This is a genomic window from Schlesneria sphaerica, from assembly GCF_044336245.1.
Taxonomy (GTDB): Bacteria; Planctomycetota; Planctomycetia; order Planctomycetales; family Planctomycetaceae; genus Schlesneria; species Schlesneria sphaerica.
Genome location: NZ_CP172346.1, coordinates 3,457,642 through 3,479,485 on the forward strand (window position 1 = coordinate 3,457,642; position 21,844 = coordinate 3,479,485).

The 21,844-nt window shown below is 56.5% G+C and carries 14 protein-coding genes; 7 read left to right on the forward strand and 7 right to left on the reverse strand.

What is annotated here, in order from left to right; genetic code table 11:
• Window positions 1-374: 374 nt before the first annotated feature.
• Window positions 375-2,444, reverse strand: coding sequence for a sigma 54-interacting transcriptional regulator (locus tag ACGY09_RS12575; RefSeq protein WP_397571768.1), 2,070 nt, complete (start codon window positions 2,442-2,444; stop codon window positions 375-377).
• A 635-nt stretch (window positions 2,445-3,079) separates the two neighbouring features.
• Between ACGY09_RS12575 and ACGY09_RS12580 the strand changes: the two genes are divergently transcribed.
• The 6 genes from ACGY09_RS12580 (at window position 3,080) to ACGY09_RS12605 (ending at window position 11,343) form a co-directional block, all read left to right on the forward strand.
• Window positions 3,080-3,982: a hypothetical protein gene (locus ACGY09_RS12580; protein WP_397571769.1), complete on the forward strand. Its 903-nt coding sequence runs from the start codon at window positions 3,080-3,082 to the stop codon at window positions 3,980-3,982.
• Window positions 3,979-4,737 (forward strand): SMC-Scp complex subunit ScpB, encoded by a 759-nt coding sequence (scpB, locus tag ACGY09_RS12585; RefSeq protein ID WP_397571770.1) that lies wholly within the window; start codon window positions 3,979-3,981, stop codon window positions 4,735-4,737. Before ACGY09_RS12580 ends, scpB begins: the two co-directional genes overlap by 4 nt.
• Before the next feature lie 408 nt (window positions 4,738-5,145).
• Window positions 5,146-6,153, forward strand: coding sequence for an NAD-dependent epimerase (locus ACGY09_RS12590; protein WP_397571771.1), 1,008 nt, complete (start codon window positions 5,146-5,148; stop codon window positions 6,151-6,153).
• A gap of 873 nt (window positions 6,154-7,026) precedes the next feature.
• Entirely contained in the window at window positions 7,027-8,556 is a 1,530-nt protein-coding gene (locus tag ACGY09_RS12595) for a sigma-54-dependent transcriptional regulator (RefSeq protein ID WP_397571772.1), read from the forward strand.
• A gap of 915 nt (window positions 8,557-9,471) precedes the next feature.
• Window positions 9,472-9,960 carry an SsrA-binding protein SmpB gene (gene smpB / locus ACGY09_RS12600; RefSeq protein WP_373649896.1) on the forward strand — a complete coding sequence of 163 codons (489 nt, stop codon included), beginning with the start codon at window positions 9,472-9,474 and terminating at the stop codon, window positions 9,958-9,960.
• A gap of 54 nt (window positions 9,961-10,014) precedes the next feature.
• Window positions 10,015-11,343, forward strand: a complete 1,329-nt coding sequence (locus tag ACGY09_RS12605; protein WP_397571773.1) for a HEAT repeat domain-containing protein — start codon at window positions 10,015-10,017, stop codon at window positions 11,341-11,343.
• A 138-nt stretch (window positions 11,344-11,481) separates the two neighbouring features.
• Here the strand turns inward: ACGY09_RS12605 and ACGY09_RS12610 are convergent, their stop codons facing one another.
• The gene (locus tag ACGY09_RS12610) at window positions 11,482-12,837 is read right to left on the reverse strand and encodes a hypothetical protein (protein ID WP_397571774.1); all 1,356 of its coding nucleotides are present in this window, start codon (window positions 12,835-12,837) and stop codon (window positions 11,482-11,484) included.
• Between the two features lie 169 nt (window positions 12,838-13,006).
• Window positions 13,007-14,338: a B12-binding domain-containing radical SAM protein gene (locus ACGY09_RS12615; protein ID WP_397571775.1), complete on the reverse strand. Its 1,332-nt coding sequence runs from the start codon at window positions 14,336-14,338 to the stop codon at window positions 13,007-13,009.
• Between the two features lie 392 nt (window positions 14,339-14,730).
• Between ACGY09_RS12615 and ACGY09_RS12620 the strand changes: the two genes are divergently transcribed.
• A complete protein-coding gene (locus ACGY09_RS12620) occupies window positions 14,731-15,114 on the forward strand; it encodes an STAS domain-containing protein (protein WP_397571776.1) in 384 nt (127 codons plus the stop codon).
• 78 nt (window positions 15,115-15,192) lie between these two features.
• On the opposite strand, the gene ACGY09_RS12625 is transcribed toward ACGY09_RS12620, so the two are convergent.
• From ACGY09_RS12625 to ACGY09_RS12640, 4 genes are all read right to left on the reverse strand, one after another.
• Entirely contained in the window at window positions 15,193-15,741 is a 549-nt protein-coding gene (locus tag ACGY09_RS12625) for a PspA/IM30 family protein (RefSeq protein WP_397571777.1), read from the reverse strand.
• 140 nt (window positions 15,742-15,881) lie between these two features.
• Window positions 15,882-16,574: an RNA polymerase sigma factor gene (locus ACGY09_RS12630; protein WP_397571778.1), complete on the reverse strand. Its 693-nt coding sequence runs from the start codon at window positions 16,572-16,574 to the stop codon at window positions 15,882-15,884.
• Between the two features lie 67 nt (window positions 16,575-16,641).
• Window positions 16,642-18,207: an ABC transporter permease gene (locus tag ACGY09_RS12635; protein WP_397571779.1), complete on the reverse strand. Its 1,566-nt coding sequence runs from the start codon at window positions 18,205-18,207 to the stop codon at window positions 16,642-16,644.
• Between the two features lie 57 nt (window positions 18,208-18,264).
• Complete coding sequence (locus ACGY09_RS12640; RefSeq protein WP_397571780.1) at window positions 18,265-21,498, reverse strand: DUF1553 domain-containing protein; 3,234 nt, start codon at window positions 21,496-21,498, stop codon at window positions 18,265-18,267.
• Window positions 21,499-21,844 lie beyond the last annotated feature (346 nt).

The window sequence follows — 21,844 nt, forward strand, 5'->3', positions numbered from 1 at the left end:
CGAGTTCTGCACTAAAAATCAATTTGCCCCCCAGATCCCGCTGACGGACACTGGAATCGATGCTCGGTCTGTCCGGATGCGACATTACTCATCCCTGAGCAACGTGCAAAATGCGCCCGTATAAACATTGCCTGCACAATAAACAGGCAGTAAGGAAAGGCTCGAAAGCGCCACAGACGCCTTGAAGTACACGGTAATTTCTGGAAATACCCATCCAGACCAATCGTCTCACACCCCACATTGCAACGCCGCTTCAATTTTCTCATGCGACGCAAAAAAAGAGAGCCATCAGGAATCTCCCAATAGCTCTCTCTTGAAGGATCAGCCAGTCCGCCGACGCGGCTGAGTCAATTACGTCGACGCTGATGAAGAAACTATTTCCGTGAAGGTCGTTCGACTTCGTATTTCTTCAGCTTACGATCGAGTGTCGATCGCTCAATCTCAAGGATGTGAGCGGCTTGCGACTTGTTCCATTTTGTCCATTCGAGTGTCGCCAGGATGTGCTCCTGTTCGATGACATCGATCGGCACTGCACGATAGCCCGAGTTCGACAGCGACGACGTTGCGGGTGCATCGCTCCGGCCGAGTGCCGACAACTGAATATCAACAGGAGCTAAGGTGTCGCCTGAGCAGAGAATAACCGCACGTTCAATGGTGTTCTGAAGTTCACGAACGTTGCCAGGCCAGCCATAGTTCACCAGCGTCGACATTGCGGCAGGCAGAATCGAGGTCACGTTGCGACCACACTTCTTCGAGAACCGCTGCATGAAGTGCTTGGCAAGAATGGCGATATCGGTTCGTCGCTCGCGCAACGGCTCAACGACCAATTCCATCACTTGGAGTCGGAAGTAGAGGTCTTTACGGAAGCGGCCCTGTTCGACCGAGTCTTCCAGGTCACGGTTTGTGGCAGCGACAACTCGCACGTCCACGCGAACTTCGCCGCCGCCGCCAACTCGTTCGTAAGGATGACCTTCGAGCACTCGCAGGAACTTGGCCTGGATGGCAGGACTCATTTCACCGACTTCGTCCAGGAAGATCGTACCGCCGTGTGCCTGCTCGAACTTACCGATCTTTCGGCTGACAGCCCCTGTGAACGATCCCTTTTCGTGGCCGAAGAGTTCGCTTTCCAGCAGGCTTTCGCTCAATGCGGCACAGTTCATGGTGACGAACGGCCCATCGGCTCGCGAGCTGTGCTGGTGAATCGCACGAGCCACAAGTTCTTTACCGACGCCACTTTCTCCACGGATCAGCACCGTTGCACCGGTCGGGGCGATACGCAGGATGCGGTCTCGCAGCCGTCGGATCGATTCGCTATCCCCGACGAGCTCGGTTTCGATCAGCAGTTGCTCACGTAGTGTCTTGTTTTCCGTTTCGACCCGGGCCAATCCGGCAGCCAGCCGGCGGCGTTCGTTCAGATTCTCGATCAGAACTGCGAGCTGATCAGCGACGGCCAGAGCGAACTCGGCATCATCAGCCTGAAGGCGATTATCGGGATTGGTGGAGTAGAGCTGGATCAGACCCAGCAGGCGATCCGACGTACGGATCGGAGCACAGATAATGCTTTCCGCCTGCATCGCCCGCAAACTGTCGCTGGCGGTGAACTGACCATCAGACTTGATGTCGTGAGCGACAATAGCGGTGCGTGATTCCAACGCCATGTTGGTCACGTAATCCGAAATCCGCTCGAACGGCCGCGAAGCATCTCGCGACTTGTATGCAACCACGTCGAGGTTGCGGTGATCGCGGTATGACGAATCCGCTTCGTTCCAGAGCAACACAGCCCCCAGGTCGGCCGATGTTACTGCGAAGATTTCGTCCAGTACGATCGAGGCGAGGACACGCACATCGGTCTCTTCTGCCATTCGCAGCCCAAGGCGAACCAGTCGCTGTGCTTCGTGGCCACGTACTTCATGCACGTTGGCGACATCGGGCGATCTGTACCGAGTTGTTTCCGTTCGATGAATGATTTCCGGCAACTGTCCGGACGGACGTGGCTCCAGCACCGTGTGTCGCTGGCCATGGTTGACAGTTTCATTGATTTGGTTCGCAGTTGTATTCACGCCTACTTCGTCTCCTGCACCAGTCCTGGTGTTACAGGTAAAGGCAATAAACGTACTGCCAATCTGAAACTGTCTTCCATCGGTAAGTTGAATATCACCTGAAATCGGTTCGCCATTGACACGTGTACCATTACGACTTCCCAGATCGCGCAGCTTCCAGACACCACTGTCATAGAAAACTTCGCAGTGATTTCGACTGCAAATTTCGTCAGGAATCACAAGCCGGTTCGTCTGCGCCCGACCGATCGTGATGATCTGACCCACTTGCAGAGGAACCGAACTCCCCTCGGCTGGACCGCTCCGGATCACCAACTGCGCTGTAGGCTTTACGACTCTACTGGATTTGATGATCGCCGTGTCGTCAACAGCCTGTTTATTTGTCATGTTCTTTCTTCGCTTCTAGGCTTCTACGCGGGGAGTGAACCGAAAACGCTGGGAGAGCAAATGAACCGCAGGGCCTGCTGATTGAACAACCGATCCGGCGTCGCAAATTGGGTATTCGATTTTATACACCATATTACGCTCAGAAAACATGCGATTTCAAGTCGCTTGCCCTCGGGGCGGACAAATCTGCAATAAACACCCTGAATTCATGGAAATGCTACGGGGAATCGTTCAAAACATCCAGCAAAATATCAAGCGTATTTTACCTGGATTTCATGTCCTAATACCATTTGCGGCATCGAATCTTACATTCTGAGCCATTTTCGCACACTCAAACAGAGTGTTGCGGCGCGGTCAAAATCTTTCACCTGCGCGTTGTGATACACTATTTGGCTTGGACACAGAGTTTTATACGTGCGTCCAGTCACGCAAGACGACCTAAACAGACGTCCCTTAACATTCGTCACCCTGAAACAAATGGCATGCCATTGAGAGGGATAAGTGTCCGAAATGCCGAAATGACAATTTCCAATTGCGGGCTTTGACGAGTTGTTCTACGATCTTGCTCAGAATACGTTAAGAATGCCGGGGAGATAGGCATTCGACGTGAACCGAAATTCCACATGGAGGTGGAGATGAAATCAAACGGTCTCGCCACGATCTTGATATTAATTCCGGTGCTGACAGTACCGGCTCTTGCCATATTTGGGATCCCTCAGTTTGCCCCCGTCGTGGCCTCACCCCTCGAGGACGACAGCGAGATTGATCGCGAGATGCGGCTTAGCCGCTCATCACGAAGCCAGCGGGAAGCAGCCCCGGATGAGATGGACCGGCTGGACTCGCAACCCCGACTGAAAAGTGGGTCGAGCACATCGTTACGCCGCGGGAATTCCAACCGGGATTCAAAGGGACTGGCATCCCGTGAAACTGGGAACCGCCGAAGCACTGAGAGTGCGGCCGCTGGGTGGGGTGACGATCTCGAAGCCGACTCGAACTGGCCGGAAACTCCGCGTCGTAGCGCGTCCGCCGAACCTGACGACTTGGATGCAGCCGAACGCGCTGCGATGGAAAGAAACCTCCAGGCCATGGCAGAAGGTGGCGGATTCCCTTCGCGCTATGAACGAAAGTCACGGCGTGAGGAGAATCCCTCAAACAAAACCAGGCCAGTTGACAGTGAGGAGCAGGATGACGGGATCAAACAGGTCGCCTACGAACAGGCGGAACCCCAAGAACCACAGCCTCGCCGCCCGAAGTCACCGAATACACCTCGCCCCTCCGATCCACGCGGTCAATCGCGACGGGAAACAGCCCCTGCATCACTCACGTGGGCCGCGGCAGTCGAACAATTGAACGAATTCGATATCCGCAATTTTCGACTGGAACCCGGCGATCGGTCAGGCCAGTTTGTCTTCATTTGCACCTATGCCAGCCCTGAGGAGCCGACTGTATCCTACCGATTCGAGGCCGGAGCGGATGAGCCACTTAAGGCGGTTGAAAAAGTTCTTGAACAGATCGTTGCCTGGCGACAGAAGCAATGACCAACTGGGGTCCCCCCTGTTATCGACCTGGTCCCTCTCACACCGCATGGCCCGATAAAAACGCAAACGGCCATCGCTGGGCATTCTTTTGCCGGGGCCCGCACGATTCTCCGACCCTGTTTGTGGTGTCGGGAACGAACCCTGCCTGTATTCGCAGCCCGAAAATGGCGCGCGTCGAGGCTGTGCTGCTGGTCTCGGACGCCGCCGTCTCCGCAAAACGCCTCGCGCAACTGGCAACTCTGGCCGATGTCGCGGAGGCTCGAGACCTGATCGAGCGACTGAATCAGGCGTACGATCTTGATGGTTCAGCATTCCGTGTTGAACGAGTCGCCAGTGGATTCCGACTGTTGACCGTCCCCGCCTACGCATTCTGGCTGGGCAAGTTGCATCAGCGAAATGCAGAACTAAAGCTGACCCCTCCCGCGCTCGAAACATTGGCGATCGTTGCTTACCGTCAGCCAATCACACGCGTCGACATCGAAAAAATCCGTCGCGTCCAGTGCTCGGATATGCTCAAACAACTGATGGAACGTGGTCTGGTGCGCATCGGGGGCGAAGAAGATTCGCTGGGCCGACCATTTCTTTACGAAACGACGCGGCAGTTTCTGGAACTTTTTGGACTCGCCAGCCTCGACTCTCTACCGATGGCGGACACGCTGCGACAAAACAAATACACACTCACTGCAACGAGTGAAGGGGACGCCCCCGAGGCGGAAGGGGACGTCGACCCCGATTCACAGCAGCCCGCCGCCTGATCGAATTGGCGACACCGAGTCTGGCACCAAAGCCCCCTATTCACCCATTTGCCGTGTGCAGGTGTGTTGTTCCGGGGCCCGCTCAGTCCACGAGTCATTCAGCCCAAGACGATTGCTGCGCTCCCCTCGCGGGACCTCATGGTGATACGGTCTGAGGTACTGGTCGGGGCCCTGCGACTCCTCAATCGCACAGGAGGTCTGTCGCTGCGGTAGTCCCCCACAGCGAATTCCAGGGTGAGGATTCCACAAGGTTTGTCATTCGCAAGCTCGGGTCATAGACTTTGCCCGGCGAAAGAGGGTTTCGTCGCCTCGCTGTTTCGGGAACGGATTTCGGTGGGTCTGCTTCAAATCAGATTCACTCTCTGCCGTGTCAGCAACGCCTTGAGATCAAAACGGAGTGTTCATCGTATGAAATATCTTGTCACCGGCGCGGCGGGTTTCATCGGCATGCACGTCAGCCTGGAGTTGCTGGGGCGAGGTGACGAGGTTGTCGGGTTCGACAATCTGAACCCCTATTACTCGGTGGAACTGAAACGATCGCGCCTGGAGCAGCTCAGCGGGAAGCCCGGTTTTCGCTTCGTCGAAGGGGAACTGGCCGATCGTCCGGGAGTGGAGAACCTCTTCGCCGCAGAAAAATTTGATGCTGTCATCAACCTGGCAGCACAGGCTGGGGTTCGGTACTCACTGACGAACCCTCATGCCTACGTCGACAGCAATCTCGTCGGATTCGTGAACATCCTGGAAGGCTGCCGTCATCACGGTGTCAAACATCTGACCTACGCCTCGTCCAGTTCCGTCTACGGCGCCAACACCGAGATGCCGTTCTCAATTCACCACAACGTCGATCATCCCCTCAGTCTTTACGCAGCGACCAAGAAGGCAAATGAGCTGATGGCGCACACTTACAGTCATCTTTACCAGTTGCCCACAACGGGACTGCGATTCTTCACCGTCTATGGTCCGTGGGGTCGGCCAGACATGGCATTGTGGCTGTTCACCAAGGCGATTCTCGCGCGCGAACCGATCGACGTTTTCAACAACGGCAAGATGCGGCGAGATTTCACGTACATCGACGACATCGTACAGGGAATCATCCGCGTGACTGATCGGATTCCCACAGGAAATCCCGAGTGGTCGGGGGCTCATCCTGACCCCGCAACCAGCCGTGCTCCCTACCGGATTTATAACATCGGCAACAACCAGCCAGTGGAACTGATGCACCTGATCGAGACGCTTGAGCAGTCGCTGGGGATGACCGCCCGGAAGAACTTTCTTCCGATGCAGGCCGGTGATGTCCCAGCGACGTATGCCGACGTTGATGACCTGACGCGGGATGTCGGCTTTCGCCCCAGCACGCCGATTGAGACCGGAGTTGATCGGTTCGTGAAGTGGTATCGCGCTTACCACCGCGTATGAAGAAATCACGATCGATCTCATCGTCACCATCGAGATTTCGCTATCGAGCAGTGCCGACACGCCTGAGCAGGGCATGCCGGCCGCTTGACGTACGATGCCGCTGACACAACCGCACCAGAAGCGAACAGGATCGCCCCGAAGTCGCAGGACACTGAGCCCACGGAAACGCGTCCGCCTTCAGGTCCCCACGCCTCCTCTGCATTGGCGTGCCGCGCGGACGGTCAGCGCATGCCCAACACTGCCCAAGCCGCGCCACAATTCAATTAGGTGATGCGGAGCATGACGCGAACAGGCGTCAAAGTAGCCGCGCCAGACCACTCCCGTTCTGCGCTCGGCGGAGACATTCTCCCGCGATGGGGCATTGCGCTGGTGTCTGGGTCAGCCAGCGCCGCGGGGGTTCGGGTGGTGGCCCGGAAGTCCCCTCAGGGGTTTCACGACACCGATTCCTCCTCTGCGGACGGTCGAAATTCATTGCCAATTCCACGAATTCGTACGCGGTTTTGCAGATCCTACAACTTCAGGAAATCTCGTAAAAACAAGGGCCGAAACAGATTGACACACTTCCGGGTTAGCATTACATCTCGCCCGCCTTTCCCCTACTCCAAACGAAACACAACTCAAATCACTCGCCAGTCATCGGCTGTGACAGCGATCTCCCGTCGGCACCGTGTGTGTCGTCCGGACTGATCACACGCGATGACTGGCACCCGGGCAAAGAACATTCGTTCGCTGCCACATGTCAGTTCGTCTGTCGGTATATCCCTCAACAATTCGTCTGCATCGAACCGCTTCGGGCAACTCACTTCTTAGCCCGACCGCACTCGGTGCGCTCATATCCTTTCGCCCGGTTTCCTCCCAGACCACGGTGTATCTATGACCTTCTCCTATCCCGATGTGATCCCGTTTCCACAACGAGCGGTAGCTGCCCCTCCGGCTGCTCCCGTCCATGTCAGCGAGCCCGCTCCCTCGGTCCTCGTGGTGTCATCTGACACCGAGATGGCTCGACGACTGTGTGACGATGGTCAAACACTTGGGATGGTCTGCCGAACGGTTTCATCCGTGGAAGCAGCACTACAGTCACTTCACACGCAATCAGCCGACATCTGTCTGGTTGGTGTGCTTGGAGCAGGGGAAACCGTCGCCGGGTTTACGAGCCAGATCCAGCAGAAGGGGTGGTCAACACAGGTCATCTGTGTTGTCGCCGAAGCCACTGCGGACAGCCCTCAGCTCTTCTCCAGTGCATCGGGTATCGAACACCTGGCCGAGCCTTACTCGCCAGCGATCTTCGCTCGAGTGCTGAACAACGCCAGCCAGCGAGCACGGCTGCACGCCGAAAACCGTCGTCTGAAACGACAACTCAGCAACCGCAACCTGCGGGACATGGTCGGACACAGCCCTGCCATGCAGAGCCTGCGTCAGCAGGTTCAGCAAACCGCCGAACAGATTGGCTGCGTACTGCTGAAGGGAGAACAAGGGACAGGAATCGATCTGGTCGCACAGGCCATCCACGATTCCAGCCGACGCGCTCATCGCCCCTTTGTGAAAGTCGATTGCAGCGTGCTGTCGGCCGAAACACTCGAAGAGGAACTGTTCGGACAGCTCGAACACGAACCTGGGGGGATGACCCGCCACCGTCCCGGTCGACTCGAACAGGCAGACGGCGGCACACTGCTGCTCGACCAGGTTCAGCACATCGCTTTGCCCGTCCAGAAACAACTCGTCAACCTGCTGCGTGAACAGCGGTTTGAACACCCCGTGACCCGCGAACGCATCCGATTTGACGTTCGGTTCGTGTTTGGATCACACGTCGAACTGGAAACACTCGTCGATCGTGGTCTCTTCCGCCGTGATCTCTACGAAGAAGTCTGTCGCATTTCGATCGTTCTGCCGACACTGCGATCCCGCAAGGAAGACATCGGTGCCTTAACCGAACACTTCCTCCGTCGCGTCGCCGGTCGCGAAGGCAAACCGACCCGTTCGATCATGATCGAAGCCCTGCATGTCCTGCAAAGCTACGACTGGCCCGGCAACGTTCGCGAACTCGAAAACATCATTGAACGTGCGTGTGCACTGGACTGGGGCTCAAAGCTCACCGCTGCGATGCTCGAACCCTGGATGTCAAAAGAGTGTACGAACGATGGTCCCGATGCACTGCCCGGCATGACACTGGCCGAGATGGAGCGAAAGCTGATCGAAGCCGCCTTCAATCGCTTTGCGGGCAATCGTGAAAAGACAGCGAAGGCACTGCAGATAGGAATCCGAACTCTTTCGGGAAAACTCCGCGAGTACGGTTACCCACCACGAGGGGGGCCAGGATCGAACCTCAAGGCCTGGTCACCTGCCACTCAGCCGATGGATGCACCCGCCGAAATTTCGCACATGATGGACCGACGCGCTGCCTGATTTCCCCCGCGACGGCCGGCCATGCCAGTCAGACCGGTCATCACAACCGCACCCGCTACGTCCTCTGCGTCCGCGACGCTGACGTGGCAAGATTGAGCGGTGGGAAGTCCACACATTAAGAAACACCCGATGGCTCACTGCCGTCGCCACGTAAAAACTACGATCCCCTCGTGCCAGTTTTTGGGAGAGAACTGGTGCGAGGGGACGTATTTATTTCAGAGGTCCGCAATGAGGCTCCCTGCGATAGACATCCTCAACCGAATCACTGACCGCGATGTGATTCGGTATGAATGCGCAGGGCGCAGGTTACCTTCTGCGCAGCAGGGGGGTACTTTCGCCGTTGAATGAGGGAAAGTGGCTACGCTTCACCAAGGGTGACCTGGACCGCGGACGCGCTTTGCGAACTCCGGGTCGAATCGGCGCATGCCCCAGGAATTTGCTCACTATTTCGTCGAGAAGTTTCTCGAAATCTTGTCTGACCGTCGCGGTTGTCATACTTCTACCTCGGTTTCATGCTGTGAACGCCACACGGAACACCGGACAATCAAACCTAGTTCACTAAATGCAATATGTTGCGTAGACAGCGTTGATTTTCGTAAACAGACGGGTCCGCCGCGCCGGCAATTCCAGATTTAGCGAATACAGGAATCGCACAACTTCTACGCCCTCGCGGGCAACGGATCCGAGCAACCCATCGTCAGTCCTGCACGTCTGCCCGGTCTCCGCGACTATTGAGCATTCCCTCAAATAGGGAAGGGGCCAGAGTTCACGGATTTCACGACCGTACGGATTTCGCGGACTGACCGTTCCTGACTAGAATGGGGTAAGAGCACCAGAAGGCGAGTTTCGCGTTCGGCCTCAGCAACAACGCGGAAACCGGCTTCCGAAAATGCCTTGTCAGCCGCGAGAAAAGATATGGCCAAACCTGCAGAATCCAAACCAGACTACTCCCTGTCCCGCGTCGTTTGTCGAAATCGCCGCGCGAAGCACGAGTACGAACTCACGGACTCGCTCGAATGTGGCATCATGCTGCATGGCAGCGAAGTCAAAAGCGTCCGCAATAACAAAATCTCGATCGAAGAAGCGCACGTCAGGGTCAACGGTGGCGAAGTCTGGCTCGTCGGGTGTGACATTGCTGAATACCCTCAGGCCACCTACCTGAACCATGATCCGAAGCGTCAGCGTAAGTTGCTGCTCCATCGACGCGAGATTCGTAAATTTGCGGAAGTGGCCAGCCAGAAAGGTCTGACGCTTGTGCCGCTCGATGTCCACCTGGTCCGCGGTAATGTGAAAGTCACCATCGCCGTGGGGAAGGGTCTGAAGCGACACGACAAGCGAGAAAAACTCAAAGAACATGATGCCGATCGTGAGATCCGGCAGGCACTGCGGCGGAACGCCAATTGACACCGCTGCGCGATGCAGTCTGAAATCAGTCGATTTGAAGTGAGATGGATGCGGATGACAAAGAAGACACCTTTGCAAACGGCGCTGGAACAGGGTCTGGCTGACGACGCGAACTTGTTCGAGTCCCTGAACGAGCTCGGGCAGTATCGGATCGAATCCACTGACGATGCTGAGGCGCTTGTCGACGCACTCGAGATTTACATCGAACGACCGATTGAAGCGCCGGGCGTTTTCACCGCCTTTCATCAGCTCGTCTCGCTTTTTCAGTCAGTCAGCACGGTCAGCGTGTTCCAGTACCTGGTCCGGCGTGGAATTCCACCTTTGATCCGAGCCTATGATCAGCGGCTGCCGTTCGCGGAAGAACAGCAGAACGAATTGTTGTTCGCGGTCAAAATCTTCGCCTGCTACGGCCTCGAAGAGGGACTCGACCGACTGGTGCAGGCCGCCTATCACCCGGTTCTGCGTGAAGGGTATCTGTGGTCGGTGATCTTCGAACAGCTAGGCGATCAGGACCCGCTCCTTCCCGACCTGGTTGACCGCATGAGTGATCCGTTGCCGGATGGCTTCGCATGCGTCGCATTCCTGGATTGGGTGAACCGGCTGGTCCGGGAAGACGTGATCGAGCAGCATCCGTTCGACTCGCATGAAGGGGTCCAGAAGCTGCGGCACTGGTTACGCAGCAGCAAAAAAGACGACTTCAGTTTTGCGCACAGTTCTGCGGCCTCGCTTCCGTTTATCAGCGAACCCCACCGGGAACAGTTGCTCGCGCTGGCGATGGATCACCCTGATCCGAAAGTTCAGATGGAAGCCGCATGGGCGTCCGCCCGACTGGGAAGTGAAGCGGGGCTCAAGTTTCTTGTTCGCCTGACACTGGATCGCAGCTTTTCGACGACGGCCTGCGCCTATCTTGAAGAGCTCAATCGAGACGACCTCATTCCTGACGAAGCGAATGAAGCCAATTTTCGTGCGATGGCGGATATGTGTGACTGGCTGGCACATCCGCAAGAGTTTGGCCGCGCGCCGGACGAGATCGAACAGTACGATACCCGCGAAATCTTCTGGCCCCCGACTAACGACGTCAGGCAGCTCTGGTTGTTCAAGTACCGGTACGTCGCGGAAGAGCCCGGGGAAATGGATGATTGCGGCCTCGGCTTCTTCGGCGGCACCACCTTCTCATTGTTCGATGAAACGTACCCCGACATGCCCCCGGAAGACGCGTATGCGCTCCATTGCTGTTGGGAGCTGGAAATGAATGAAGATATTCGAGCTCCCGAGGTTCGCTCGGTAGAAGCCGGAAAAGCCATTCTGGAAGCGGGAGCCCGCGGAGAATACGCCACGGCGGATGACGATGATGAGGAGGATGATTTCGACGAAGACTTCTGACGAACTCACTGTGCAAGACCGTCATGAATCGACATCCGCAGGTCGAACCCCCTTCCAGGTCACATTATTGGCTAGCAAGCAGTAACATCGGAGGACGAGCATGCCGTACGGACACTCCATAATCGTCGTGACGACTCATTAGTTTCTGCTCTCTTCCCATTCCGTAAACTCCCGCAACAAGGTCGAAGAGAGGTCAAGAACCTTTTTGGCATGCGGGCCCTGACGCCCACCTGCGTCCCCTGCGTTCTCTCCAGCGAGATCGCGCAGGATGTGCTGGAATCCTGCGCGACTCAAGCCTTTATCGTCGTCCCCCCCGTTGATAATCTCGTACCGTTCAGGCAAGCGTTTCAACATTTCCAATAAGTTGACTCGCTCCTCATCCGTCAGTTCGTAGAGAGCACTCCCCGAGAGGTGGTAGACCTGTATCTGACGGCGAAATTCCTCAAGAACGAGAGATCTCGCCCACACGTCCGGGCGGTCCGCCAACGGATCGAGCAACGCCGCCATCACTTTGAACCGGGTGAGATAGTCGGAATGCTGCAAAGGAGCCCAGAGGGGCGGAAACTCGCTTCGTGGATGGCTCGCCATGATATTCACAGCATCCTCGAATCTGTGATCCCGAATCGCGTCTTCCACCTGAGTTCGCAGCGCTTGTTCGCGTTGAGTTGCGGGGAGTACCGCACACCATCCTGCGACCGAAACAATAGAGAGCAACCAGATTGACCATCCAGCACGCGTTTCAGCCCCCTGCGGAAGAATCTCTCGTCTCCAGCGGGGCGTACGTGCCAGGAATGCGAAGAACGTTGCCATGATCCATAACGGCAGCAACAGCGCAGTTAACACCTGTACCTTAAGCGTTGCATCCAGGATAAAGCGCTGACTTTCCGTCATGCGGAGTCCCGCCATCAATGCCATGAGAGAGACTTGCTGAGGCAGCATTCCCAAGAGAGTGAGAGTAACAAAGCTGGCGAAGAGCATCACGACGGACGTTGCCGCGATGAAGTTTGCATGATACGTCACAATAATCACACGGATGATCAATGCGACGCGCCAGACCGAGACAATCGCCAGCAGATAAAGATTCGATCTGACCGCGCCTTCAGGACTGAACAGTCTTTCGACGGGGATGGCGTACAACCAGGCAAGCGGGGCCGTCATCCAGTAGAGACCAAGAAATGAGCGATATTCGGCATACCACGGCCTGAGACCTGCATTCCGAACCTTGGCCAACCGGCTCACTATGATGAACAACAGGCCTGATGTCACCACCGAAGCTGCGAATGGCAGTAGAAGATGCCAGGGCTCACGCAGCAGATCCTCGCGGTCGTACTCGCGCGCGAATCCTGCCGATAAAACGAACAGAAATCCCACCCAGATTGAGGCAGGATTCGAATCGACAGTGAGAATGGCCTGGCGGGAGCCCAAAAGGTACTTGACCAGTGTGACGACAGTGAGCGGCTCTGTTGAGGGTGGTGAATCAGTGTCGGTGACCACGCGAAGGCCTTTATTCTGATACGACTGACAGCGAATCGTTCGCCCGGCTTCGTGTGCTACTTAGCGAGAATCGTAAAGACAAGGCTCCCCCGCCCAAGCCGGAACAGTTACCCTTAGCAATTGTACTGGTTTTCCGAGGTCTCATCGCGAGGGTAGGGGACCGCCAGGGCTACCTCCGACTTGTATCATCGCTTGCTGAGCTTTCCGGGCTTGCACCACGGTGATAGCGCTGCCGTCGGTCCCAGACTGCATCCTCATTGTAAAGAGACTGGCTCAGCCAGATCAGTCCGGATCTCAGTTCTTGCGCTGTCATTCCGCGCGGTTCGTGTGTCAGATCGAACAGAGTGCATTTCTCCCAGAAGCGGTCCTCAAACAGTCGGCCTTCGCGACGGAGCTTGTCGTAGAGTGGAGTGCCGGGGAAGGGGGTCTGTAATGTGATCTGAACCTCAAACAAGCCCGCTTCTCGAACGAACTTCAGCACCTGGTCGAACACTTCTGTCGACTGATCATCCAATCCAAGAATGAAGCAGCCATTCACTGTAATGCCTGCGGCCTGAATTCGCGCAATTGCCTCGTGGTATCGTTCGAGTTGTTTCAGCTTCCAGTTCGACCGCAGTTCAAGCCCGTTCAACCCGACTGACGAGGGGCTTTCCAAACCGATCAAAACCTGTCGACAACCCGCATCGCGGGCCAGTGAAATGAGCTCGAGATCTTCTCCAAAACTGATATCCGTTTCCGTAAAGAAGCGAATCTTCTCAGGGATCAGAGACCGCATGAGGCTTCTGGAATGCCCGCGGTTAACGAACGTATTGTCATCTGCGAACTCGATGAACGGGCGTGACCAGATCGCTTTGATCCGTCGAATTTCGCTGACTACCTGGGAAACGGGCTTGGTCTGATATCGGGGAGCAATCAGGATGGAACTGGCACAAAAATCACATCTCCAGGGACAGCCCCGCGCAGTCTGAACGGTAATACGATTGTATTTGGCAGGGTCGAGCAGATCGAAGCGTGGAATCGGAGAGTCCGCAAGATTCCAAGGTGCGATCGCGCGATAGACCGGCTTGAGCCCGCCCGAACGAGCGTCTTCGATTAATTGGGGCCAGATCGCCTCTGCTTCGCCGATGACAATCGCATCCGCATGTTCCATGGCCTCATCAGGCAAAGAACTGACGTGCAATCCCCCCAGTACCACTCTCGTGCCACTTTCTCGATACAGGTCCGCAAGCCGGTAGGCATCCTCGATCTGAGCCGTAAAGCTGGAGATCGCGACCAGATCGAATTGGTCGTCGGGGGGTGAATCCCGGTTGAAATCGAAGAACTCGTGGTAAGAAATCTCGTCCAGATTTGACGTTAAGCCCGCCAGCGTCAACAGACCAAGGCTCGGTAATTGAGCGATGACTTCCTTGCGCTCAACAAATCCGGGCATCGTGAGCCCCAGTTCCAGCAGCTCGGGATCCCAGGCGCGAACTCCGCTCATCGCGATGAAGCCGATTCGCATGAAATGCCCCTTAGAGACGGGAATTGTTCGAAACGAGCAGCGATTGCGTCAGGTTGGACCGGTCAGATGATGCGCTGACGAATCGGGACCAGCCGAAAGATGGCAGGATACCATCGACAGCGTGGGGATCGGCAGTCTCACCGACAGTCTGACCGACAGGGGAGGGACGCAATCCTGCTCTGGGCCAGGCCACAGTCTCTACCCGTCGGATGGGTATTCACCCGATGCGACCCCCGTCGGGGCGATCGATGCTTACCGGATTATTAGACGCAGAGAAGGTGGTTCTGACGAGTGCCAGCCTGTTTTTGGTTGCAATCTCTTGAGCACGACGGCCTAATGGCGGCCAGCGTAACGTTCGTCAAATCGCGAATTCACTCGAGCGGGTTGCAATCATGGGTTCCGATGTTTCTTTCCAGTCCGAGATCATCGATGGTGACATCCTGGCCATCGTCTTGCGCGGGGACCTGGATTCCATTTCAACCCCGGAATTTGAGCGTCAGCTCCAGACCCATCTCGATGCAGGCTTCACCAAATTCATTATTGATTGCCGCTACATGGGCTTTATTTCCAGCGTGGGAATCGGAGCATTGGTCGCACTGAAAGCACGACTGGCAAGAAAAGGAGGGACTGTAAAGCTGGCAGCCATCCAAGGGACGGTGATGCAGATATTACGTCTTGTCCGCATAGATAAGCTGCTGGACATTTACGGCGACCTGGAATTCGCACGACAATCGTTCTACGAACCTGCCACTGACCCACAGGCCGAATCCGTGTGAACCGCCCGGCGTCGTGGATAGATCGCCGGGCCCCCCTGGCCAGACCAGCCTGCAGCAGTTCATTCCGATCGCGATCAATCAACCGCTGATCTGCTTTCGCAATACTTCGAGCTCATCATCAATTTCCCGATGCAGGTCACTGACATCAGGGGCAGTGGGGACCCTGAGGTACCGCGGGACATTTGTCTCGGAATCCGATCGATCGACTCCCATCTCATCGCGACGTCGCAAAGCGTCTGCCAGCCGGGCTTCAAGCGCACGCTGCATGGTAGCGAGGTGCTCAGAGTACTTGATGGCGGCTTCGTGCTGTTGCGCCAAACCGGCGATAAGGTCTTCGACTTCCCGTTTACGCAGCAGCGACTGGCGAGCATCCGCTTCCGCCCCCGACTGCAGGTGCTCTCTGGCCTTGGCCGTCCACATCTCCACCTGAACCCGATGTGCGTCAATCTCTTGCCGCAAAGTCTCTTCCGAAGCCCGAGCCGTCCGGACGCTGCGCTGAGCCCCGGTGAGTCCTTCCTCCATTTCTTTGATAATCTCGACAATCGCTACTGCAGGGTCCGCTGCTTCCGCGAGCAAGTGTGAGAGATTACAGGTGACAATGTCGGTCAGACGGCTGAAATAACTCATCTTGTATCTCTACTCCACAGCCGGATTACCGGCCCCTTGTTTGAATGGGATCATCCTGAGCCTAACGCAAGTCGTTGCACGCTGGATCAGCATGACTTCTCATTTTTATCGATACGGACTTGAAATTCTGGTCTGCATCCTCATTTCTCAAGCAGATTCTGCGGAACCTCGACCTCGCGATCTCCATTACGCGTTTCGAGATCAGCCGGATTAAGAATTCCCCTCTCAGCCAGAAGCTCACGCAATTTTTCGCGTGCCAGGCGAAGTCGACTCTTGGTTGTCGGTAAATTTGCTTCCATGGCGTCAGCCACTTCTGGAAGGCTAAGCCCTGAAAAGTGATGCATCATAAATGTCAGCCGCTGTTCCTCCGGAATTTTCTGCAGCAGGTCCCCGACGATCTGAGCGAACTCGTTCTGATCCGCTTTGTCTTCGGGCAGGACGAAATCACCCGCCAGCCGTTCGAGAATGTCATCCTCGTCATCGCGGGGCCGCTGTGTACGAGACGCGTTCACCAGAGCGTCGTGAGATCGCCGCCGGGTGCTGTCGATCATCAAATTGCGGGCGATCCGGAACATCCAACCTTTGAAACAACCTCGGGGCAGGTAGTCCCACGCCGTCGAGTGGACGCGAATCAGGGTTTCCTGCGTCAAATCCTCGGCCAGTTGCCAGTCACGTAAATGCCGAAAGAAGAATCCCGCCAGAGGGTTCTGATAACGACGGACCAGTTGGTCGAACGCGTGACGGTCCCCTCCCTGAAGCTGATACATCAACTGGTCATCAGTGACTTCGTCGGCACGTGTCTCTTTGGACTGACGCGTTCCTGGGCGGGACATCACTCTGGGTCCTTTCGGTGAAGACCGATCGCCGGCAACGCTGAGTCACTTTCGGTTCGATTCATCACTATTTCTCGCCCAGTGCGGGCAATCGCAACAAAACAGCCACATGGCAACCGACGATGGCCAGTACCACGGGGAATATCAGAATAACGAAGTAGTCGTCGGGTCGACCACTGCTGATCGGCCGCAGGAACATGTCTGCAAAGATCGTGGTCAACATCATCGAACCAAATGTCAACGCGGCAGCAGTCGCAATGACGCCCCACCGCAGATACAACGAAATTACGAGACAGAGATGCACGAGCAGGATCAAGTTCAAACCCATCCACCACGCGACGGGCTCATCAATCCCCTCGTACAGGCTGCGCCGACCACCCTGCATGACCAGAAAGGAGGCGACGACTGCGATGGCCCCGGGAAACAGACCGAAGAGACATCCCCAGATCTTCGAATAGACCACATCGTTAATATTTCGTGGCAGCATCAGCAGCGAGGCGAGTGTCTGATGGCGAATTTCGTCATGAAAGATTCGCGACGCGCACATGGCGCAATCGGCAATAAACAACGGCACAACAAACAATTCGTAGCCGAAGGTGACGTCCTCCCACCGGAGATGCCGCCCCCCCACAGGCTGATCCCAGGGGTAAGAAGCCGCCACGGCAAGAAAGTACAGACCAACATACAAGCAGCAGCGGATCAAGATTCCCGCCCAGCCGCCCGCAATAAAGTGAAAATCCTTCCAGGTGAGGGCCTGCCCCCAGGCTCGACCTGTACCAAGAACCCGAAAACGCCCGGCTCCTTTTGGAACCATCATTCGATGGGTCGATTCCTGCGACATGTCATGAGACACAAACGGGAAGAGGATTCTGGCCAGAACGAACAGGGCGACGGCGCCTGCCAGATTTGAAATCACCTGGGGAGTCCATTGAAGCTGATATCCCGTCTCCGTCACCTCATACAGTTCCGTAAACACGCTGGTTTTCGAGATCAGTTGCAGAATGGGACTGAGAACTGGAGCCCAGGGAACCCAGAAAGGATCACCGGTGGTTGTGATGGCCGAATACCCGGCCAGCGCAAAGAGTGGACCGAAGATATATCCGACCAGCCAGAGCATCGTCAGACCAGCGGCATCCCGACTGCGGCGGGCCAGAACCGAGCAGAGTAACCCGATATTGGCGAGCAGCGCGGTGTAGGCCAGCAGCGCGGCGTACGCCGCATAGATCTGATCCGGCATCAGCCCCCCCAGCGTGATCGCCAGCAGGGTAAACGGATACTGCACCGCCAAGAGCAGGAAAACCTGAAACAAACGTGTCGTCGACTTCCCCAGCAACAGCCCTAACGGACTGATACCCGCCATGGTCATCAGCCCCAGGGTATCTTCTTCCTTTTCTTCCGAGATCGCACTGGAAAAAAAGCTGACCCCCAGCAACGTTACGAACGCCAGGTCCAGGTAAATCACGATCCGAAAGAACTCAAGGCCTGGCGCCCCGGTGTAGCGACTCTGCTCCTGTGCCGATAACAGCGCCAGGTAGATCACCAGCAGCAGAAACAACCATGACAGATGCACCCAGAGCGAGCGGCTGTCGCTACGAAGCGAGCGGAAGAACAGTGCAAAGATGTTACGGAGCATGTTTTCCAGCACTCATTCAGGTTGTTGATCTTCCAACAAGGACCGCGTCACGTGCACCTACCCTTTGGTGATCGCTTCATCCAGATTGAGAATTAAACTCATCACTGAAGCCCACGCCGCAAGTTCGCTGTCCTCGACAGGAGCTTCTCGTGACGACTCACCCACGGAAAGGAATTCTTTCGCCCCGGCAGCATCCTGCCGATAGTGTTCACGTCGCTGCTGCAACGATTTCAGTAGAACCTTGATTTCTGCAGGGGTCGCTTTGCGCGACATTGCCAGCCGGAATGCGAATTCCATTCGCTGTTCATCCGTCGTACCGCCGGCTGTGATCGCTCGCTCCGCCAGCTTGCGCGCGGCTTCCAGATACGTGGGATCGTTCAAGAGCACCAGGGCCTGTAGTGGAGTATTCGTGCGAGAACGACGAGCGGTGCAGACTTCACGTTCCGGGGCATCAAAGGTGTTTAACCCCGGTGGAGGACAGGTTCGTTTCCAGAATGTGTACATACTCCTTCGGTACAACCCCTCTCCCTTGTCCTGCTTGTAGACGGTTCCTTCGTAGTCGGCCCCCACCGCCACATCATCCCACAGCCCCGCCGGCTGATAGGGTGAGACACTGGGGCCTCCGCTGCGATCACTTAACAAACCCGCCAGGGCCAGTGCGTTATCCCGAATCAGCTCTGCCTGAAGTCGGTGCCGCGGTCCTCGGGCCAGCAGTTTGTTCGACGGATCCCGTTCGAGCAGTTCGCGTGAGACACGAGACGATTGGCGGTAGGTCGCAGAGGTTACAATCTGCCGATGCAGGGCCTTGGTATCCCAGCGACGTGGCTCAAGGCCGGAGCTGGCATCGCCACCGCTGCCCTGCTGGTATTCGACCGCCAGCCAGTTGAGCAGGTCCAGATGGCTGGGCCACTGCCCCTGCGAGCCGAAGTCCTCGACGGTTTCCACCAAACCGTCCCCATAGAACGTCATCCACGCCCGATTGACCGCAACGCGCGCGGTCAGCGGGTGATCAGCGCTGAGCAGCCATTGAGCGAGTCCTAACCGATTTCGTGGAGCACTCGCGGGGAAGGGGGGAAGACTGGCGGGTACGTCGGGCTGAACTTCTTCTTCCGGCGCGTCGTACTGACCACGTCCAAGCAGGAACGTCTTTCGTGGTTCAGGCATTTCCTGCATGACCATCGCTGACGGAAGGGACTTCTCGAACTCGCTTCGCCGTTTATCAAGTTCGGCATGCTGTTCGGTCAGAGACAGGAACGCAGGATTGAAACGCTTCAGGTAGGTCTTCACGATCGTCTGGGTCTGCTCGGACGTCCGTTGGTCTGCACTGATGGCAAGCAGATCAGGAAGGATGTCCGCTTCTGCCACTTCCAGCACTTCCTGTGACGTCAGTTCCCGATCATAGATCCGGACGTCATCAATCAGCCCCTTGAACGGAGCCCCGGGGTTACGCCGACCGATTCGCAGGGGCTTTTCGGTCTTCGTCGTCGCCGTCAGCAGGTTATGGGTGATTTCCACTTCCTGCCGCTGACCGTTGATATACAGTTTGAAGCCCTCGGCCTTTGATGATCCGTCATAGGTCGCGAACACATGGGTCCACTGATTGACGGGGATCTCTGCCTTGGAAACGACATGCAAAGCTTCGTCCGGCCAGCGATGGACCAGATGAGCCGTCAGTTTCCCGCCCCCCAGAAGAAGATCGAAGCCCCGAAACGCATCCGCATCATCCATCCGGGCAATGACGGCTGCGGCCTCTTTGTTTTCAACGTGAATCCACGCTCCATACGAGAACTTGTCCGTTCGCTCGAACGAAGCAAAGTCGCCCGCTTCGACGTAGGTGTTGCCGTCCAGCTTGATCGCTCCGTTGAGCTTGCCTGCGGTCCAGGCGGGGTTCCCCACCACTTGTCCTTTACGCAGGGAATCGCGGTACTCAGTCACCTCGTTGCCGGCAGTCTCGTCAAAGGTCCAGCGCAATAGAGGCTGGGCCTGCTGCGGGGTCGTATTCGCGACCTCTCTCAATCGAGGTTCCCATTCCGTGATGGTCCTGCTGGCTTCGGCCAACTGCTCGTCAATTGATCGACTCATCGTCGCAAGTCTCTGGGTCATCAGATCCAGCTGCTGAACCTGATCCCGCGTGGGTGCCTTGATCATGGGTTCCGCATTGCCGACCCGCCCCGCCTCTCCCTGCTCATTCAATTGATTGAAGAAGGCAAAGAACTGGTAATACTCGCGCTGCGTAAGAGGATCAAATTTGTGATCGTGGCAGCGGGCACACCCCAGCGACAGGCCGAGAAAGATCGTGGATGTCGTATGGACGCGGTCCGCGACGTACTCGACCCGGTATTCCTCGGGGATGATTCCCCCTTCGGAATTGATGACGTGATTTCGATTGAATCCGGTCGCGATCCGCTGATCCAGCGTCGGGTTCGGAACCAGATCCCCCGCGAGCTGGTCCGTCACGAAGCGATCGAACGGCATCCCCGAATTGAAGGCTTCAATCGTCCAGTCTCGCCATCGCCACATATAGCGGGTGGTGTCGTTGTTAAATCCGTGGGTATCCGCGTAACGGGCGGCGTCGAGCCACTCCAGCGTCATCCGCTCTCCGTAGCGGGGTGACGCCAGCAATCGATCTACCAGTTTCTCGTAGGCGTCAGGTGAAGTATCCGCCAGGAAATCATCGACCTCGGCGATGGTCGGTGGTGTCCCGGTCAGATCGAGCGTAACTCGGCGAATGATCCGTTCTTTGTCAGCCGCTTCCGAAGGGGATAGCTCCTCGCGTCGCAGTCGATCTTCCACCAAGGTATCGATCGGCCCCCGTGCCCATTCACTGGAGATCGCTGGAACACGAGGTCGTCGCGGTGTGACAAATGACCAGTGCCGCTGATACTCTGCCCCCTGGGCAACCCACTGACGAAGCAGTTCAATCTGTCGCGGTGTGAGCGACTTGCCGCTGTCTGCTGGTGGCATTCTTTCGTTAGGATCGTCCGCCAGAATCCGACGGATCATTTCGCTCTCGTCCACCCGTCCCGGCACGATTGCCGTCTTGCCCGATTCCAGTTCCGCACGGGCGGGTTCCGAAAGATCCAGGCGAAGACCGCTGTACCGCGTTTTTTCATCGGGGCCGTGGCAGGCGAAGCAATTGTCCGACAGGATCGGTCGAATATCACGGTTAAATTCGACTCGCTCTTCAGCCAGCAAGAGTCCTCTGCAGGAGAAAAGCACTGCGGTCACCACGCAGATAACAGTCGTCGTCGCCGGTAAACGAGGAATCGAAATTGGACTTTGAATCGACATTTGACACTGCGCCTCTGGGAAAAGTCGTCTCAAGCCGAGCCCCTCGCATGTTGAGGTCGTGAAGTGCCATGACGAGTACAGCAGCCAACCGCCTGTACCCGTTCATCGCCATTCCACCGGAGAGGAGACGTAACAGCGGGCGTCGGTAGCACCCGTCTAGCCCACCCCGTCAACGTGCAGAGGAACTGAGAACTTATCATCCCACCGGAATCCATCGAAGTCTAGCCAGCTTCGTCCATGGCTTTCTTTACGCGCGATCCTTTTTCTACCCCTGTTGACACAATCTCGGCCTGATCGATACTCAGGTTTCCTACGGACTGCGAATTTTCCGTTGCCAGGCAAAATC

Coding starts and splice junctions, on each gene's coding strand:
- ACGY09_RS12575 (WP_397571768.1), bottom strand. CDS start 2,444: ATGACAAATAAACAGGCTGTTGACGACACGGCGATCATCAAATCCAGT.
- ACGY09_RS12580 (WP_397571769.1), top strand. CDS start 3,080: ATGAAATCAAACGGTCTCGCCACGATCTTGATATTAATTCCGGTGCTG.
- scpB (WP_397571770.1), top strand. CDS start 3,979: ATGACCAACTGGGGTCCCCCCTGTTATCGACCTGGTCCCTCTCACACC.
- ACGY09_RS12590 (WP_397571771.1), top strand. CDS start 5,146: ATGAAATATCTTGTCACCGGCGCGGCGGGTTTCATCGGCATGCACGTC.
- ACGY09_RS12595 (WP_397571772.1), top strand. CDS start 7,027: ATGACCTTCTCCTATCCCGATGTGATCCCGTTTCCACAACGAGCGGTA.
- smpB (WP_373649896.1), top strand. CDS start 9,472: ATGGCCAAACCTGCAGAATCCAAACCAGACTACTCCCTGTCCCGCGTC.
- ACGY09_RS12605 (WP_397571773.1), top strand. CDS start 10,015: ATGACAAAGAAGACACCTTTGCAAACGGCGCTGGAACAGGGTCTGGCT.
- ACGY09_RS12615 (WP_397571775.1), bottom strand. CDS start 14,338: ATGCGAATCGGCTTCATCGCGATGAGCGGAGTTCGCGCCTGGGATCCC.
- ACGY09_RS12620 (WP_397571776.1), top strand. CDS start 14,731: ATGGGTTCCGATGTTTCTTTCCAGTCCGAGATCATCGATGGTGACATC.
- ACGY09_RS12625 (WP_397571777.1), bottom strand. CDS start 15,741: ATGAGTTATTTCAGCCGTCTGACCGACATTGTCACCTGTAATCTCTCA.
- ACGY09_RS12630 (WP_397571778.1), bottom strand. CDS start 16,574: ATGTCCCGCCCAGGAACGCGTCAGTCCAAAGAGACACGTGCCGACGAA.
- ACGY09_RS12635 (WP_397571779.1), bottom strand. CDS start 18,207: ATGCTCCGTAACATCTTTGCACTGTTCTTCCGCTCGCTTCGTAGCGAC.
- ACGY09_RS12640 (WP_397571780.1), bottom strand. CDS start 21,498: ATGTCGATTCAAAGTCCAATTTCGATTCCTCGTTTACCGGCGACGACG.